General features: G+C 65.6%; 18 protein-coding genes and 1 tRNA gene. 17 read left to right on the top strand and 2 right to left on the bottom strand.

Going from position 1 to position 14,785, the window contains the following annotated elements:
* Positions 1 to 327: 327 nt before the first annotated feature.
* The 7 genes from VB777_RS06865 (at position 328) to VB777_RS06895 (ending at position 7,313) form a co-directional block, all read left to right on the top strand.
* Positions 328 to 918 (top strand): hypothetical protein, encoded by a 591-nt coding sequence (locus tag VB777_RS06865; protein ID WP_197169667.1) that lies wholly within the window; start codon positions 328 to 330, stop codon positions 916 to 918.
* A 73-nt stretch (positions 919 to 991) separates the two neighbouring features.
* Positions 992 to 1,273 carry a NifU family protein gene (locus VB777_RS06870; RefSeq protein ID WP_370594612.1) on the top strand — a complete coding sequence of 94 codons (282 nt, stop codon included), beginning with the start codon at positions 992 to 994 and terminating at the stop codon, positions 1,271 to 1,273.
* A gap of 73 nt (positions 1,274 to 1,346) precedes the next feature.
* On the top strand, positions 1,347 to 2,642 hold the full coding sequence (gene serS / locus VB777_RS06875) for a serine--tRNA ligase (protein WP_322757493.1): 1,296 nt from the start codon (positions 1,347 to 1,349) through the stop codon (positions 2,640 to 2,642).
* Between the two features lie 20 nt (positions 2,643 to 2,662).
* Entirely contained in the window at positions 2,663 to 3,751 is a 1,089-nt protein-coding gene (rseP, locus tag VB777_RS06880) for an RIP metalloprotease RseP (protein ID WP_197153879.1), read from the top strand.
* Positions 3,752 to 3,833: 82 nt separating this feature from the next.
* Positions 3,834 to 4,640 (top strand): endonuclease III, encoded by an 807-nt coding sequence (gene nth / locus VB777_RS06885; RefSeq protein ID WP_197153878.1) that lies wholly within the window; start codon positions 3,834 to 3,836, stop codon positions 4,638 to 4,640.
* Positions 4,641 to 4,715: 75 nt separating this feature from the next.
* Positions 4,716 to 5,018: a 30S ribosomal protein S14 gene (gene rpsN, locus VB777_RS06890; RefSeq protein WP_197153877.1), complete on the top strand. Its 303-nt coding sequence runs from the start codon at positions 4,716 to 4,718 to the stop codon at positions 5,016 to 5,018.
* 165 nt (positions 5,019 to 5,183) lie between these two features.
* A complete protein-coding gene (locus tag VB777_RS06895; protein ID WP_197153876.1) occupies positions 5,184 to 7,313 on the top strand; it encodes a polyribonucleotide nucleotidyltransferase in 2,130 nt (709 codons plus the stop codon).
* Between the two features lie 121 nt (positions 7,314 to 7,434).
* Here the strand turns inward: VB777_RS06895 and VB777_RS06900 are convergent, their stop codons facing one another.
* Positions 7,435 to 8,364, bottom strand: a complete 930-nt coding sequence (locus VB777_RS06900) for a 3'(2'),5'-bisphosphate nucleotidase CysQ (protein ID WP_197153875.1) — start codon at positions 8,362 to 8,364, stop codon at positions 7,435 to 7,437.
* A 51-nt stretch (positions 8,365 to 8,415) separates the two neighbouring features.
* Here VB777_RS06900 and rsmI point away from each other — a divergent pair, with 51 nt between their 5' ends.
* The 3 genes from rsmI to VB777_RS06915 all read left to right on the top strand — a co-directional run bounded on the left by rsmI (position 8,416) and on the right by VB777_RS06915 (position 10,048).
* Positions 8,416 to 9,318, top strand: coding sequence for a 16S rRNA (cytidine(1402)-2'-O)-methyltransferase (rsmI, locus tag VB777_RS06905; protein ID WP_322757496.1), 903 nt, complete (start codon positions 8,416 to 8,418; stop codon positions 9,316 to 9,318).
* A 5-nt stretch (positions 9,319 to 9,323) separates the two neighbouring features.
* Positions 9,324 to 9,548: a hypothetical protein gene (locus tag VB777_RS06910; RefSeq protein WP_197153873.1), complete on the top strand. Its 225-nt coding sequence runs from the start codon at positions 9,324 to 9,326 to the stop codon at positions 9,546 to 9,548.
* A gap of 131 nt (positions 9,549 to 9,679) precedes the next feature.
* Entirely contained in the window at positions 9,680 to 10,048 is a 369-nt protein-coding gene (locus VB777_RS06915) for a hypothetical protein (RefSeq protein ID WP_323247922.1), read from the top strand.
* A 343-nt stretch (positions 10,049 to 10,391) separates the two neighbouring features.
* Here the strand turns inward: VB777_RS06915 and VB777_RS06920 are convergent, their stop codons facing one another.
* The gene (locus tag VB777_RS06920; RefSeq protein ID WP_323247924.1) at positions 10,392 to 11,240 is read right to left on the bottom strand and encodes a hypothetical protein; all 849 of its coding nucleotides are present in this window, start codon (positions 11,238 to 11,240) and stop codon (positions 10,392 to 10,394) included.
* Positions 11,241 to 11,333: 93 nt separating this feature from the next.
* Here VB777_RS06920 and VB777_RS06925 point away from each other — a divergent pair.
* From VB777_RS06925 to VB777_RS06955, 7 genes are all read left to right on the top strand, one after another.
* A tRNA-Arg gene (locus VB777_RS06925) sits at positions 11,334 to 11,407 on the top strand.
* Positions 11,408 to 11,580: 173 nt separating this feature from the next.
* Complete coding sequence (locus VB777_RS06930) at positions 11,581 to 12,780, top strand: hypothetical protein (RefSeq protein ID WP_323247926.1); 1,200 nt, start codon at positions 11,581 to 11,583, stop codon at positions 12,778 to 12,780.
* A gap of 197 nt (positions 12,781 to 12,977) precedes the next feature.
* Complete coding sequence (locus tag VB777_RS06935; protein WP_323247928.1) at positions 12,978 to 13,130, top strand: hypothetical protein; 153 nt, start codon at positions 12,978 to 12,980, stop codon at positions 13,128 to 13,130.
* A 3-nt stretch (positions 13,131 to 13,133) separates the two neighbouring features.
* Entirely contained in the window at positions 13,134 to 13,379 is a 246-nt protein-coding gene (locus VB777_RS06940; RefSeq protein ID WP_323247930.1) for a helix-turn-helix domain-containing protein, read from the top strand.
* Positions 13,379 to 13,717, top strand: coding sequence for a hypothetical protein (locus VB777_RS06945; RefSeq protein ID WP_323247932.1), 339 nt, complete (start codon positions 13,379 to 13,381; stop codon positions 13,715 to 13,717). The genes VB777_RS06940 and VB777_RS06945 overlap by 1 nt, the downstream gene beginning before the upstream one ends.
* Complete coding sequence (locus VB777_RS06950; RefSeq protein ID WP_323247934.1) at positions 13,714 to 14,220, top strand: hypothetical protein; 507 nt, start codon at positions 13,714 to 13,716, stop codon at positions 14,218 to 14,220. The genes VB777_RS06945 and VB777_RS06950 overlap by 4 nt, the downstream gene beginning before the upstream one ends.
* Positions 14,220 to 14,621, top strand: coding sequence for a hypothetical protein (locus VB777_RS06955; protein WP_323247936.1), 402 nt, complete (start codon positions 14,220 to 14,222; stop codon positions 14,619 to 14,621). The genes VB777_RS06950 and VB777_RS06955 overlap by 1 nt, the downstream gene beginning before the upstream one ends.
* The last annotated feature ends 164 nt before the right edge of the window (positions 14,622 to 14,785 follow it).

Here is a 14,785-nt window from a genome sequence, read left to right on the forward strand (position 1 = left end):
GCTGCGCCGCTTTCTCCTGCGCGGCCTGGACAACGTGAACGGTGAATGGGCGCTCTGGTGCCTGACCCACAACATCAACAAGTTGTTCAGGTTCAAAGCAGCACTGGCAGCTTGAGGGGACAGCCCCTCTGGCTGCCAGTGCGGCAACCGAAGATTGGCCGGAATCACCGGCATTGAGATGCCGATAACCAAGACCATTGGCTCAGCAAGTTCTTGTGCTCGCTGGCGCTGCTGGTTTCGGGCGACAAACTCCTAGCCCCGGGGCACCACCGGGCCTGCCCTGACTGGTCTGGGCTTCTTCGTTCGCCTGCCATTCCGAAGCGATCCATGACACAGCGCGTCGGCCATGAGGCAGCCCTGTTCGCAGCCGCCCAGGACGTGGCCCGTCGCCGCGGCAAAGTCGATCCCGGACGGCAGGCCTCCCTGGAACGATCCCGGCACACGCAGATCGGCTACGCCCTCAGCGATGCGGATGGCGAATTGATTGCCAGGCTGCCGATGTGGGCCGTGCAGCGTGCGGTCAGTCAGCGGGCCCGGTTGCTTTCGAAACTTGCGGAAGGCCGAACGCGCTGGAGCGGCATGGCTCTGGGCGACCAGAAGGTGCAGTTCCGTACCAAACCCTTCGAGATCCGAGCCCTTGCCTGGGCACTCTCCACCGGACGGCGTGTTCCTCCCGGCCAGTTCGACCGGACCACGGCCCTCTACGCCGTCGTGCTGCTGCTGCTGGCCGTGCTTGCTGGACTCATCTCCCCGCCACTGCTGCTGCTTGGGCTCCCCTCCTTTGCGGCCTATCTGGTGGTGAGCCTGCGACGGCACGCCGATTACCGCAAAAATATTCAGGCCCTTGTGATCCGCTGGAAGGCAGCAGGGAAACAGGATCCCAGCGACAGTCTCTTCTCCGAGCTGGATCACTCCTGAGCGAACAGCTCCGCGGCAACCAGCCCGGCGGCGGTCTTTCTAAGGTGAATCTGACGACCGACGCATGGAAGCCATGAGCACCGACACCCCCACCTCCGAATCCAGCGCGCTGACCGCCGATCCACGCGCGCTCACCATCGAGAATGTGGAGAGGGTGCTCGATGAGCTGCGTCCCTACCTGATGGCGGACGGCGGCAACGTGGAAGTGGTGGAGATCGATGGCCCGATCGTCAAAGTGCGTCTGCAGGGGGCCTGCGGTTCCTGCCCCAGCAGCACCATGACCCTCAAGATGGGCATCGAGCGCAAGCTGCGTGAATCGATTCCTGAAGTGAGCGAAGTGGTGCAGGTGCTCTGAAGCCGGCCTGGCAGAACAGGGCCGGAAGTCCTGATCCCCGGCCCTTAGGCTGCCGGCAACTGCCCTTCTGACTGTGCTGGATCAGCGCCTGCTGCGCGATAACCCCGAGTGGATCAGCCAGCAACTCGGGCGGCGCGGCATGGTGCTCGATCTCGGCGATCTGCAGCAGGCCGCCCAGCAACAACGCGATCTGGAAGAACAGCGCAGCGACCTGCAGGCCGAAGGAAACCGGGTTGGCAAGGAGGTCGGCCAGCGCATCAAGGCAGGCGCAGACCCCCGCGGCGAGGCTGTCCAGGAGCTGCGCGACGCCGGCAACCGCCTCAAGGGGCAGGTGGCGGAGCTGGAAGAACGGGAGAAGCAGCTCTCGGCCCAGCTGCGTGACCGGCTGCTCACCCTTCCCAACCTGCCGGCGGCTGAAACGCCGGATGGTCGCAGCGAAGCTGACAACGTTGAGGTGAAGCGCTGGGGAACCCCGCGCGAAGCCTCCGGCCTCCAGGAGCACTGGCAGATCGCCGAGCGGTTGGGGCTGTTCGAGACCGAGAGGAGCGTGCGCATCGCCCAGAGCCGTTTCGTGACCTTGCTGGGCCAGGGCGCACGGCTGGAGCGGGCCCTGATCAACTTCATGATCGATCTCCACGCCAGCAAGGGGTACCGCGAGGTGCTGCCGCCGATCCTGGTGAACAGCGCCAGCCTCACCGGCTCGGGCCAGCTGCCCAAGTTCGCCGAGGAAAGCTTCCGCTGCGCCGACGACGACCTCTGGCTCACCCCCACCGCCGAGGTGCCGGTCACCTCACTGCATCGCGATGAGGTCATTCCGGCCGACCAGTTGCCGCTCCGCTACGTGGCCTTCACCCCCTGTTTCCGCCGCGAGGCCGGCTCCTACGGGCGCGACACCCGGGGGCTGATCCGGTTGCACCAGTTCCACAAGGTCGAGTTGTACTGGTTCTGCCACCCCGATCACTCCGAGGCGGCCCATGCCCAGCTCACGGCCGATGCGGAGGCCGTGCTCGAGGCCCTGGATCTCCCCTACCGCACGATCGAGCTCTGCACCGGCGATCTGGGCTTCTCGGCGGCCCGCACCTATGACCTGGAGGTCTGGCTGCCGGGCGCCGGTGCCTATCGCGAGATCTCGAGCTGCAGCACCTGCGGCGACTTCCAGGCCCGCCGCTCCGCGATTCGCATGAAGGAAGGCAAGGGCACCCGCTTGGTCCACACCCTCAACGGCAGTGGTCTGGCGGTGGGGCGCACCATGGCCGCCCTGCTCGAGAACGGGCAACAGAGCGATGGCAGTGTGCGGCTGCCGGCGGCGCTGGTCCCCTACTTCGGCAGCGACCACATCGCCAGCACCTCACCCACCACAATGGGTTGAACTGCGTGGACTGAGCCTGCATGGGTGTTCTCACCGCACTGGCGATCCTGGCTGGTCTGATCGTGGTGCACGAAGCGGGTCATTTCTTTGCCGCCACCTGGCAGGGCATCCGGGTCAGCAGCTTCTCGATCGGTTTCGGCCCGGTGCTGCTGGAACGCCGCCGCCGGGGCGTGCAGTTCGCCCTGCGGGCCATCCCCCTGGGGGGCTTCGTCGCCTTCCCCGACGATGAGGACGACTGCGCCTTTCCCGCCGATGATCCGGATCTGCTGCGCAATCGGCCGCTGCCCCAGCGGGCCCTGGTGATTGCCGCCGGCGTGATGGCCAACCTGCTCCTGGCCTGGCTGGTGCTGGTGGCCCAGGGCGTGGTGGTGGGCATTCCAGCCGGCTTCAGTGCCACTCCCGGGGTGCTGGTGGCGGCGGTCCAGCCCGGTCAGCCTGCTGCGGCCGCCGGCCTGCTGCCGGGGGATCGGATCGTGCGGTTGGAGGGCGTGGAACTCCAGGGAGGCCAGCAGGCCGTGGCCGATCTGGTGGACGAGATCAAGGCGGCGCCGCAACGGAGCCTGCGCCTCGAGGCGGCGCGCGGTGACGGCCGGGTCACTCTGGAGCTCACCCCTGACGATCAGGGCGGCATCGGCCGCATCGGCGCCCAGCTCCAACCCAACGGCAGCGAGGTGTTCCGGGCCCCCACAGGCCCGCTCGAACCGATGCTCCAGGCCAATCGCCAGTTTGCGGTGCTGACCCGCCGCACGGTCGACGGGTTTGTCACCCTGGCCACCCACTTCGGTGAAACCGCCGGCCAGGTGTCCGGTCCGGTCAAGATTGTCGAGATGGGTGCCTCCCTGGCGAAGCAGGGCGGCGACAGCCTGTTTCTGTTCACAGCGCTGATCTCGATCAACCTGGCGGTGCTCAACGCCCTGCCGCTCCCCCTGTTGGACGGTGGTCAGTTCGTGCTGCTGCTGCTGGAAGGTCTGCGGGGGCGACCCCTGCCGGACCGCCTCCAGATGGCGTTCCTCCAATCCGGTTTCGTGTTCCTGGTGGGGCTGAGCGTGGTGCTGATCGTCAAGGACACGAGCCAGTTGCCCGCCATCCAGCAGCTGATGAGCCGCTGAGGGATGTGCTGCTGAGTCCTGGCCCCCGCTGGGGCCGAAGCCAATCCTCCGAGCCAACCAGTCACTTCAGAGCGCCGCGTCGATGAGTACGCCACTGGTCATTCCCCACGATGCGACCAGCGATCCACCGGGCAGCCCCCATCGTTCCCCGGGACCTGAACTTCAGGAGCACACCTCCGCAGCCACCGCGCCAACCACCTCTGCGGGGCTTGCCGCTGCCGGCCGTCGGTCCCGTTTCCCCACACCACGGCAGCGGGCACCGTTGCTTCTGGAGCGACTGGGGCAGCTCTATCCCCACGCCACCTGCTCGCTTGACTGGCGGACGCCCTACGAACTCCTGGTGGCCACGATGCTCTCGGCGCAGTGCACCGATGAGCGCGTCAACCAGGTGACCCCAGCCCTGTTCGCGCGCTTCCCCGATGCCGCCGCCGCCGCCGCCGTGGAGGGCGAGGACGTCGAGCCCTACGTGCACGCGACGGGGTTCTTCCGGAACAAGGCACGCAACATCGTCTCCAGTTCACGGTTGCTGATCGAACGCCACGCTGGTGAGGTTCCCCAGACGATGGAGGAGCTGCTTGAGCTGCCGGGCGTGGCCCGCAAGACAGCCACGGTGGTGCTGGCCCATGCCTTCGGCATCAACGCCGGTGTCACGGTGGACACCCACGTGCGCCGGCTCAGCCAGCGGCTGGGGCTGAGCAAGCAGCGGGAGCCGCAGCGGATCGAGCCCGATCTGATGAAGCTGGTGCCGCAGCCCGACTGGCAGAACCTCTCGATTCGGCTGATCTTTCACGGCCGGGCGGTGTGCACGGCCCGCAATCCCCTCTGCCAGACCTGTCCGATCGCCGATCTCTGCCCCAGCCATCCCGAACGGCGCCTGGGCCGCCGATGAGGGGGCGTCCAGCTGATGGCTGTCCAGCTGACCAGTAAGCTGATCCATTACCCGTTCCGTACCAGCTCAGAGCGCATGGCGAAGAAGTCGATGATTGCGCGCGATGTGAAGCGCAAGAAGATGGTGGAACGCTTCGCCGCCAAGCGCGCTGCGCTCAAAGCTGCTTTCGAGGCTGCTGCCGATCCGATGGAGCGCCTGGAGATCCATCGCAAGATCCAGGATCTGCCCCGCAACAGCGCTCCCTCCCGCATGCGGAACCGCTGCTGGGCCACCGGCAAGCCCCGCGGCGTGTATCGCGATTTCGGACTATGCCGCAACCAGCTGCGTGCCCGTGCCCACAAAGGTGAACTGCCCGGAGTGGTGAAGTCGAGCTGGTGATTCGCTTCAGCCCCTGAGGCCCGTTGGCAGCTGTTCAACCCGGCGCCCCAGCAGGGGCGCTTTTTGTTGGCTGGACTGGGCTGGCCAATAAAATCCATCAGCATCGCCGGGGTCCGTCAGGTCCGGATGCGAGAATGGACATTGACAAAAAGGACATAAGCGCAAGTGCAAGGACAAACTCAGTCGATCTCCTTCGATGGTCGGGAGATCCGGCTGACCACCGGTCGGTTCGCTCCCCAGGCGGGGGGTTCGGTGATGGTCGAGTGCGGCGATACGGCGGTTCTGGTCACCGCCACCCGCTCCGGTGGTCGTGAAGGCATCGATTTTCTGCCCCTGATCTGCGACTACGAGGAACGGCTCTACGCCGCCGGTCGCATCCCGGGCAGCTTCATGCGGCGCGAGAGCCGTCCCCCCGAGCGGGCCACCCTGATCGCACGGCTGATCGATCGGCCGATGCGGCCGCTCTTCCCCAGCTGGATGCGCGACGATCTGCAGATCGTTGCCACCTGCATGTCGCTCGATGAACGGGTTCCGCCCGATGTGCTGGCGGTGACCGGCGCTTCGATGGCCACCCTGCTGGCCAAGATTCCCTTCCATGGCCCGATGGCGGCGGTACGCGTGGGCCTGCTGGGCGACGACTTCGTGCTCAACCCCAGCTATCGCGAAATCGAACGCAGCGAACTCGATCTCGTGGTGGCAGGAACCCCTGCCGGCGTGGTGATGGTGGAGGCGGGCGCCAACCAGCTGCCCGAGCAGGATGTGATCGAAGCCATCGACTTCGGCTACGAAGCCGTGAGCGAACTGATCAAGGCCCAGCTGACCCTGCTCAAGGATCTCGGCATCGAGCAGGTGCTGCCTGAACCCCGCAAGGACGACATCACCCTGCCGGCGTTTCTGGAAAAGGAATGCGCCAAGGCCATCGGTGAAGTGCTCAAGCAGTTCTCCCAGACCAAGGCCGAGCGCGACGAAAAACTTGATGCGATCAAGACGGAAGTGACTGAAAAGATCGCTTGCCTGAATGACGATGATGCCGTGAAGGTGGCGGTGAGCAGCAATGGCAAGGCGCTGGGAAATACCTACAAGAGCCTCACGAAGAAGCTGATGCGCGCTCAGATCCTCACCGAGGGCAAGCGTGTCGATGGCCGCAACCTCGATGAAGTGCGCCCGATCAGCGCCGCCGCGGGCGTGCTGCCCAAGCGCGTGCATGGCTCGGGCCTGTTTCAGCGCGGCCTGACCCAGGTGCTCTCCTGCGCCACCCTCGGCACACCGAGCGATGCGCAGGAGATGGACGATCTCAATCCGTCCAATGAAAAGACCTACCTGCACCACTACAACTTCCCCCCCTATTCGGTGGGTGAAACCAGGCCGATGCGGTCGCCCGGTCGCCGCGAGATCGGTCATGGTGCCCTGGCTGAGCGGGCCCTGATCCCCGTGCTGCCCAGCAAGGAGAGCTTCCCCTACGTGCTGCGGGTGGTGTCGGAGTGCCTCAGCTCCAACGGCTCCACCTCGATGGGATCGGTCTGCGGCAGCACCCTGGCCCTGATGGATGCCGGCGTGCCTCTCAAGGCCCCCGTGAGCGGCGCCGCCATGGGTCTGATCAAGGAAGGCGATGAAGTCCGTATCCTCACGGACATCCAGGGGATCGAGGATTTCCTCGGAGACATGGACTTCAAGGTGGCTGGCACTGAGAAGGGCATCACCGCCCTGCAGATGGACATGAAGATCACCGGCCTGGCCGTCACCTGCGTGGCCGAGGCGATCAACCAGGCCCGTCCAGCCCGCCTCCACATCCTCGAGAAGATGCTCGAGGCCATCGACAAGCCGCGTGACATCCTCAGCCCCCACGCGCCGCGCCTGCTCAGCTTCCGCATTGATCCCGAGCTGATCGGCACCGTGATCGGCCCCGGCGGCCGCACGATCAAGGGCATCACTGAGCGCACCAACACCAAGATCGACATCGAGGATGGCGGCATCGTCACGATCGCCAGCCACGATGGGGCTGCCGCTGAGGAAGCGCAGCGCATCATCGAAGGCCTCACCCGCCGCGTCAGCGAGGGCGAAGTGTTCAGCGGTGGCGTCACCCGGGTGATCCCGATCGGTGCCTTCGTGGAAATCCTGCCTGGCAAGGAAGGCATGATCCACATTTCTCAGCTCTCGGAAGCACGGGTCGAGAAGGTGGAAGATGTGGTGAAGGTGGGTGATCAGGTCACCGTTCGCGTCCGCGAGATCGACAACCGCGGCCGGATCAACCTGACGCTGCGGGGCGTTCCCCAGCAGGAGCCTGTCGGCGTCTGATCAGGTCGGCTCTGCCACCTGGGCCGGCCCTGAGGGGCCGGCTTTTTGATGCATTTTTGCCTTCACGCCCTGTTGAGCTCACGCGTCCACTCGCTGGCCAGGCTTGTCGCGCGATCAGGACTCAGACCGCGAATCCAGGGTCGATCACGGCCATCGCTGCTGAGGCCCGCTCGCAGAGCGCCGCATGGCTGGGGCCATGGCTGGCGATCAGGCAGCCAGCCTGGCGCACGTCGCCATCGTTGTAGGAGAGGGGACGGCCATCGGCATGGGTGAAGGCCCCACCCGCGGCCATCAGCACCGCTTCAGGAGCCGCCATGTCCCAGTCCTTGGGGGCACTCTTGCCAGACAGTGAGATGTAGAGATCGGTTTCGCCGCGCAGAATCGTGGCGACCTTGCCGCCGACGCTGCCGATTGCCTTGGTGTCGCCCAGGGCCAGGGCCTCCAGAAGATGCTCCAGCCGCTGGTCTCGGTGATTGCGGCTGGCCACCAACACCAGGTCGCCGAGGTCGCAGCGGTTGCTGAGGGCTGCTGGAAACTGCTCGCTGGCCCGGTTCTCACGCCAGGCTCGTCCCCCGCCATCGGCCCCGACCCAGCCGAACCAGAGCTCCTCCATCTCCGGGAGCAGCACCACCCCCAGCACGGGGCGATGGTCTTTCACCAGGGCCAGATGCACGGCGTACTCACCGGTGCCCTGGAGGAAGTCCTTGGTGCCATCCAGTGGGTCAAGGATCCAGAGCCACTCGGCGGCCAGGGACTCGCCGTCCCGCAGCTGCTCGCGAGCGGTCTCTTCGCTCAACAGGGTCCAGCCGGCCTTGGGGTAGGCGGCGGCAAGACCGTCGAGCAACCAGCTATTCACAGCCAGATCAGCTGCAGAGACAGGCCCTTCGCCGCCTTCGTCCACACTCAGGGCTCTGGGGAAGCCGTAGGGGGGCTGCTCGCCCCGGGCATAGGCCCGCAGGATGTCTGCCGCACCCCAGCTCAGCCGACGCAACTCCTGGAACAGCTGCTCGGGTTCAACGCCGGATGGCAGGGGTAGGGAAGCCGGCATCATGGACAGACGGAAAGGGGCACCGGGACGACCGAGCGCCCCGAGAGGTGCATTGTGCAGGAACCTGAACCCGCTGCCGGCGTGCTCTATCTGGTGGGAACTCCCATCGGAAATCTCGGTGATCTTTCCCCCCGGGCCCGCCAGGTGCTCTCGGGCGTCGACCGTATCGCCTGCGAGGACACGCGCCGCAGCGGCCTGCTGCTGCAGACCCTGGGCCAGAAGAAACGCCTGGTGAGCTTTCACCAGCACAACCAGGCGACACGGATTCCCGAACTGGTGGCGGCATTGCAAGCCGGCGAACGACTGGCTGTGATCAGCGACGCCGGTCTGCCGGGCATTTCCGATCCTGGTGAAGAACTGGTGGCGGCAGCGCGGCAGGCGGGGCTGGAGGTGATCTGCGTGCCAGGTCCGAGCGCGGTGACCACGGCCCTGGTGAGCAGCGGCCTTCCCAGCGGCCGCTTCTGCTTCGAAGGGTTTCTGCCCACTCGGCCCAGCCAGCGGCGGGCCCGTCTGGAGCAGCTGAAGAAAGAGGAACGGACCCTGGTGTTCTACGAGGCTCCCCACCGGCTGGTGGATCTGCTGGAGGATCTGCTCGCCGTCTGCGGCGATCGAGCTCTGCGGGTGGCCAGGGAGCTGACCAAGCGGCATGAGCAACAGGTGGGCCCCACGGTGAGCGCCGCCCTCGCCCACTTCCGCCAGGTGCCCCCCCAGGGGGAGTGCACCCTGGTGCTGGGCGGAGCCGTCCCAGCGCAGCCACGCCTCTGGAGCGAAGTGGAGTTGAGGAGCCAGCTACAGGAGCTGGTGGCCGATGGGCGCAGCAGCAAGGAGGCCGCTCGTGAGGTGGCGGAGCGCAGCGGCCACAACCGCCGCGATCTCTATGCCTTGCTGCACCGCCGCGAACCGGAGCTGGACGCCCCGCATGATTCAGACTGCCCCTCACCACCTGGCGGGTCCTGATCCCGATGCTGCTGCGCCTGCGCCTGCTGTGCTCCACGGTGATCGGCAGCGGCCTGTTGCTGTTGGTGCTCTGCCTGGGGGCCCAGAACCTAGAGGATCGACCCAGCCTGCAGCTGGGCTTTGGTCGCACGGCACCGCTGCCGAGCGGTTTTCTGGTGGGCATGGCTCTGGTGCTGGGCATGGTCAGTGGCGGCACCAGCGCGGCGATCCTGCTCCCCCGCCGCCCTTGAGGCTTCCCAGAGGGGCAGCGTGATCTCAGCCGGCGCGGCCGGGACCCGCTTCGTGAAGAAGCTCCGTTTTTCCTGCCTTGGGCCAGTCCATCAGGTGCACTCTGGAGAGGTGGTTGGTTCCGCTTCTTCCCATGCAGACCCTCCTGCGCGTGGTTCCCTCAGCGACGATCCAGGCGCACGTCGGGCAAGATCCCGGTCTTTCGGCCCTGCTCGAGTCTCTGGAGCCAAGCACAGAAGACTTCGAACCCGATCTGGATCTGGACTGGGATCTGGATCTGGATCTGGATCTGGACTGGGAGGAGTCGCCACCGCCTCGCAATCCTTTCCTTGTGGCCCTGGAGGTGCGGGCAGCCATGCTGCGGGAAGCTCTGCTTCAGCAGGCTTGCCTGCCTCGGGGCCAGGTCACGTCGCCAGAGATTGTTTCCATGGACGATGTTCGCGAGGAACTGAGCAGCATCGGAGTGCTTCTCGCGCATTTCCAGACCATGGATCCGGCCTGATTGCGCGGATCAGACCGCACGGACCTGACAGGGTTCCGGTTGCTGGGCTGGCTTATGGGTTGATTGCGCCAGAGACCCTTGCTGGAGTCGCCTGCGAGCTTTGATGGCTTGTCGTCTTGGCAACACTGCCTTCACCAAGTCTGCGGCATCCTCCGATTGAACGGATCCAGGATCGCCAGAGACTCAGACCCATGACCAGTAATCGGGCAGACCATCCACCCTCCCCTTCACGACATGCCAGCGTTGCCAACCCTGGCCGGGTCCTCTGGCCCCTGGCCCTGGAAGATCTGATCAGTGCCCAGGCTCGGCGCGCCCATGATCCCAGCGAAGGCGGGCTCTCCCTTCAGGAGCCTGGCAGGGCATAGAGGGCACCTTCGACCACCAGACGCGTGATGCCCTGCTTCAACAGGTAGGGAGCCGTGAGCTGAAACACCGCCACATCCGGTACTTTGATCACCCGTTGAGTGCGGCCGCACTGGCGTTTTGCGTGGCGTGGATTGGCGAACACGTGCAGGGCCTGGCGATCCTGCTCCTCGTCAGCGAGGGGTTGCAGATCGCTGAACTCCCGCAGCGGTCGGGCCTGTAGCTCCACCGTCTTGTCAACCAGCATGTAGACGCTGCTGGGCAACGTCGCTTCTTCCAGTGGCTGGGCTTCGATCGACGGGCGTGTGTCATCGACGACGGTGGTCGTCAGTGGAATCACCAGGAACACATCGGCGTCGTCGTCCTCCCCACCATCCATGCTGTCCTCGTCATCGCTGGTATCCCCGTCGTCCCCGAAGTCATCGGCATCGTCGATGGCAAGGCCGGTGGCGGCTTCGTCGTCCTCGCTGCTCTCGCCGCCATCGTCGCTCTCGCTTTCGATGGTGCTGTTGGCTTCCTGGGGCGCCACGGGCACTGCAGAGTCGAGGACCTGTGCGCTGGGGATGGGGAGGTCTGGTCCAGGCTCCTCTGGGATCAACGTCGGCACCGCGACATCCGCAGTGGCCTCCGCGGCGACCGCACTGCCGCGGCTACCTCGCCTCTGCTTGAGCCCCTCGTATTCGGCTGGATCGAGAGACGCCTTCACCACCCGGCTCACGGTGATGGCACTGCAGCCATAGATCCCCGCCAGCTCCTGGCTGGTGTCTCCGTTACGAAAACGGGCCACCAGCTCTGTTTTCTGCGCTTCGCTGAGCCGGGTCGCCGCCATGGCGCGAAAATCGCAGGGTTGACCAATCTACGTCCCACCAGCACGGGCACCTGCCCACAAGGCATCATTGGAAGACCTGGCCCAGGCCAGTGAGCTCCCTTAGCTCAGCCGGATAGAGCAGCTGCCTTCTAAGCAGCCGGTCGATGGTTCGAATCCATCAGGGGGCGTCTCAAAAACCCAGGCCACGACTGGATCCGCCAATCAGCGGAGGGACGCTTGTGTGCACTTGTGCGTACGAATAGGTTGACCTGTGCGCACGGCTGTGCGCATGATGGAGGGAGCTTCAAGGCAGCCGGTCATGGCAACTACAACAACCAAACCGCGCAAGATCCCACCGTGGGTGAAGACCCTCCGCACCGGCCTGAACGGCCAGAACGGTGAAGGCTGGACCGTGCGGGAGATCCGCGGCCACATCCAGCTGAGCGTCCGCTTCGATGACGGCGCCCGCAGCACCGTGGTGACCGCCCTGCCCTGGGCCGGCACCAGCCAAGCCGCTCTGCTCACCACAGCTGCGCGGATCAAGGAGCTGATGACCCAGGGCCATGGCCCACGTGAGGCTTATGAGCTGCTCACCGCCGGCGAGGGCGTCCAGGAAGCCGGCACTATCAGCTGGCCCGCAGTGGCGGAGCGCTTCCAGGCCAAGAAACTCGGCAGCGGCGAGGTGAAGGAGCGCACCTGGCGCCGGATGTATGCCCCTGTGGTTGCCCAGGTGCTCACGGCCATGGCCGCCAAGCCGCGGCCCACAACCGGCAAGCAACTGCTGCAGGCCTTGGTGGACGCCCACGGCGGTGCGCCTGGATCACGCGGCCGCCAGACCCGCCTCCAATACGCCAGCCAGCTGCTGCGCTTCGGGGTGGAAGACTGCGCCGCCGATGGCCGCTGGATGCCCCCTGCTGACCTCACCGATCTGGTGGGCAAGAAAGCCGGCGGCAAGGCGCCCACCGTGCCGATCAAGGACCACCAAGTAGCCCGCCTGCTTGAGGCCATCCCGAACCAGCAATGGCGCACGGCTGTGGGCCTGGTGGCCTGCTTCGGCCTGCGCGGTGTGGAGCTCGGTTACATCCAGCCCAAGGGTCCGCTGCTGCACTGCAGCTACCAGAAGCGCACCAGCCGCGGCAGCACCAAGCCGCGGGACATTGTGGGACTGGATCCTGTGGGGCTCGAAGGCCTGAGTGCCGATCTGTTGGCCCTATTGGCTGAGCAGGGTGCGGAGGCCCTGCCTCCCGGCGCCCGCAGCAAGCAGGGCGCAGGAGATGCCCTTCATCAGTATCTGGAGCGCCTGCCGATCTGGGGTGAGCTGGTGGCGGAGACCGCTGAGCTCAACGATCAGGCCCTGGTGCCCTATTCCCTGCGTCACGGTTATGCACTGCGCGCCCACGAGGTTTACAGCCACAGCCCGCGGGTTGCTGCTGCCCTGATGGGCCATTCACTGCAAACGCACAGCGCTGTCTATGGCGCCTGGACCGATAGCGAGGTGATCGCCGGCGCCCTGGCCCGCACCCTGGCGGCCACCGCTGCTCGCCAGCTGCAGCCGGCCTGATCAGCACCAGATCTAGTGCTTGTGAGCAGGAGTGCTTGCATGTATGCGCAACCTGTGGTTACGCTGTGGTGATTGCGATCCACCTCCGCGGAGGTGGCAGGGGCTCCGGCCCCGCTCCAGGACTGCGAGATCAGCTCCCCGGCTGGTGAGCGTTGCCAGAGGCAGGCCACAGGGGAAGTCCACCACCGTGATCTGCAATGTCAGAACAGAAGCGGCGGCTGCACTTCCGTGGCCGGCAGAAATCTGCCGCCTTCGTGCAGCTCGTCACCACCAACTACAAGCTCGAGAAGCAGGGTCTGGATCGCCTCCCAACCGTTGCTGATCTCGAGGCTGCTGCGCCAGAGGCCTGAGCAATGGCTACCCCCTGGCTGCGCACGGTTCAAGCCGCTGCGCACATCGGCTGCAGCCCTGCAACGCTGCGGCGCTTGATTCGTGATGGAAAGGTTCGCTCCGGCCTGCACTACATGCAGAGCCATGTCGGAAAGAACAGTCCCATCACCTGGAACCTCAATGCCTTGGAGAAACGGCTGGGCGAGCTGACGCCGATGCCTGCCAGCTCCAAGCCTGCGGCTAGTACCACCACAACCGAGAACGATTGATGGCAACCACCACAACGACAACCCCGGCCGCTGCATTGGCGGCCCCTGGCTACAGGATCCGCGTGCCCTTCACGGCATGTGGTGCCTACGAGCTCGAGCTCACCAAGGCCGCGGCCAAGGCCATCTGCGCCGATTACCTCGACCCTGATGAGTCCTGGGCTGACCAGGCCGAGCACACCCTGGAGACCGCCCTGGAGGGCGCCATTGAGGGGCTGTTCAACGAACACCTGCTCAACTTCCCGGCGGTGATCAACAGCAAGCTCGAGGGCCGCGCCATTGCCCTGAAGCTCGACGACAACGCCAGCAGCGTTGAGATCGAGGCTCTGGAGGTCGCATGAGCACCACCAATTACGCGCAGGCTTGGTTGGCAACCCTGCCAGAGCTGGCCGACCTGAACGAGCAGCTCCCCTACCCCAACACGATCGCCGAGGCCTATTGGCTGGCCGAGGTGGCCTGCATGTGCCATCGCCGGCTAAAGGCCAGCGCCGAAGCCCCGGCCGAGTTCTGGACGCTGCTGAATACCCATGACGCCAACCGCATCTATGGATTCCTCCGGGATGCAAATGATGGGGTTTCCAATGCAGCCAATGATCTGCAGGTGTTGGCTGAGCCTGTGCCGGCCCCTCTTTGCCAATACGACGACGTTTGCGACGTGGCGGCTGATGCCTTGTGCTGCATTGAGGGCCGCCTGCAGCACCGCGGGCTACAGCTGGAGTCAACAGCTGGCGAGGCCCTCCGCACCGCCCTGGAAGGGGTGCTGAAACTGGCTGGAGTGGAATTCCTTGACGATGAAGGAACCCCGACAGACCCGAATGAACAGCACCGCGAGGAGGTGCGCTGATGGCTGAACACATCTCCGTCGTGCTGGAGGAACTGGTGACGCGGGGGGTGCCCTGCGATCCCGTAGAGGTGCGCCGCCCCTGTTGGTACACCCTGGCCACGCGGCACGGGCACCAGCTGCTGGAAGGCTGGGGCTACGAGCCGTACCAGCTGCAGGGCAATCACGGGATCCTCTGGATCTACCCGCCAACGCAGTGGTTCCTCGAGGTGAGGTTCTACCCCGACGGCCAGCTGGGCCGTACACGGATTGTCGTTAATGACGAACCGCTGGGGGATCCTGAGCTGGGCACGCTCAGCGACTGGCCGGGTCTACGCCGGGTCGTGCAGATCGGCTCGGAGCTCTACAGCTCCGCCCTGCGCAAGGAGCAGGGCCGTCGCACGGGGGCTGCTGATCATGGCTAAACCCTCTGTGCCAACCGGGCCGATCCACTTCGATGGCGGGCCGCGTCCCTTTGCGTGGTGTAAAACCCGGGGCCCGAATGCCCTGATCAGAGGGTGAACAGGGTGGAATGACGGGCTGTCATTCCGGAGGTGCAGATGCGCCTCTTGCAGCCACGATGAATCGA

Source organism: Synechococcus sp. CCY9202 (assembly GCF_034931685.1).
Classification (GTDB): Bacteria; Cyanobacteriota; Cyanobacteriia; order PCC-6307; family Cyanobiaceae; genus CBW1002.

Excerpts from the sequence above, each read along its gene's own strand:
- VB777_RS06865 (WP_197169667.1), top strand. The coding sequence starts at position 328 with ATGACACAGCGCGTCGGCCATGAGGCAGCCCTGTTCGCAGCCGCCCAG.
- VB777_RS06870 (WP_370594612.1), top strand. The coding sequence starts at position 992 with ATGAGCACCGACACCCCCACCTCCGAATCCAGCGCGCTGACCGCCGAT.
- rseP (WP_197153879.1), top strand. The coding sequence starts at position 2,663 with ATGGGTGTTCTCACCGCACTGGCGATCCTGGCTGGTCTGATCGTGGTG.
- nth (WP_197153878.1), top strand. The coding sequence starts at position 3,834 with ATGAGTACGCCACTGGTCATTCCCCACGATGCGACCAGCGATCCACCG.
- rpsN (WP_197153877.1), top strand. The coding sequence starts at position 4,716 with ATGGCGAAGAAGTCGATGATTGCGCGCGATGTGAAGCGCAAGAAGATG.
- VB777_RS06900 (WP_197153875.1), bottom strand. The coding sequence starts at position 8,364 with ATGATGCCGGCTTCCCTACCCCTGCCATCCGGCGTTGAACCCGAGCAG.
- VB777_RS06910 (WP_197153873.1), top strand. The coding sequence starts at position 9,324 with ATGCTGCTGCGCCTGCGCCTGCTGTGCTCCACGGTGATCGGCAGCGGC.
- VB777_RS06915 (WP_323247922.1), top strand. The coding sequence starts at position 9,680 with ATGCAGACCCTCCTGCGCGTGGTTCCCTCAGCGACGATCCAGGCGCAC.
- VB777_RS06920 (WP_323247924.1), bottom strand. The coding sequence starts at position 11,240 with ATGGCGGCGACCCGGCTCAGCGAAGCGCAGAAAACAGAGCTGGTGGCC.
- VB777_RS06935 (WP_323247928.1), top strand. The coding sequence starts at position 12,978 with ATGTCAGAACAGAAGCGGCGGCTGCACTTCCGTGGCCGGCAGAAATCT.
- VB777_RS06940 (WP_323247930.1), top strand. The coding sequence starts at position 13,134 with ATGGCTACCCCCTGGCTGCGCACGGTTCAAGCCGCTGCGCACATCGGC.
- VB777_RS06945 (WP_323247932.1), top strand. The coding sequence starts at position 13,379 with ATGGCAACCACCACAACGACAACCCCGGCCGCTGCATTGGCGGCCCCT.
- VB777_RS06950 (WP_323247934.1), top strand. The coding sequence starts at position 13,714 with ATGAGCACCACCAATTACGCGCAGGCTTGGTTGGCAACCCTGCCAGAG.
- VB777_RS06955 (WP_323247936.1), top strand. The coding sequence starts at position 14,220 with ATGGCTGAACACATCTCCGTCGTGCTGGAGGAACTGGTGACGCGGGGG.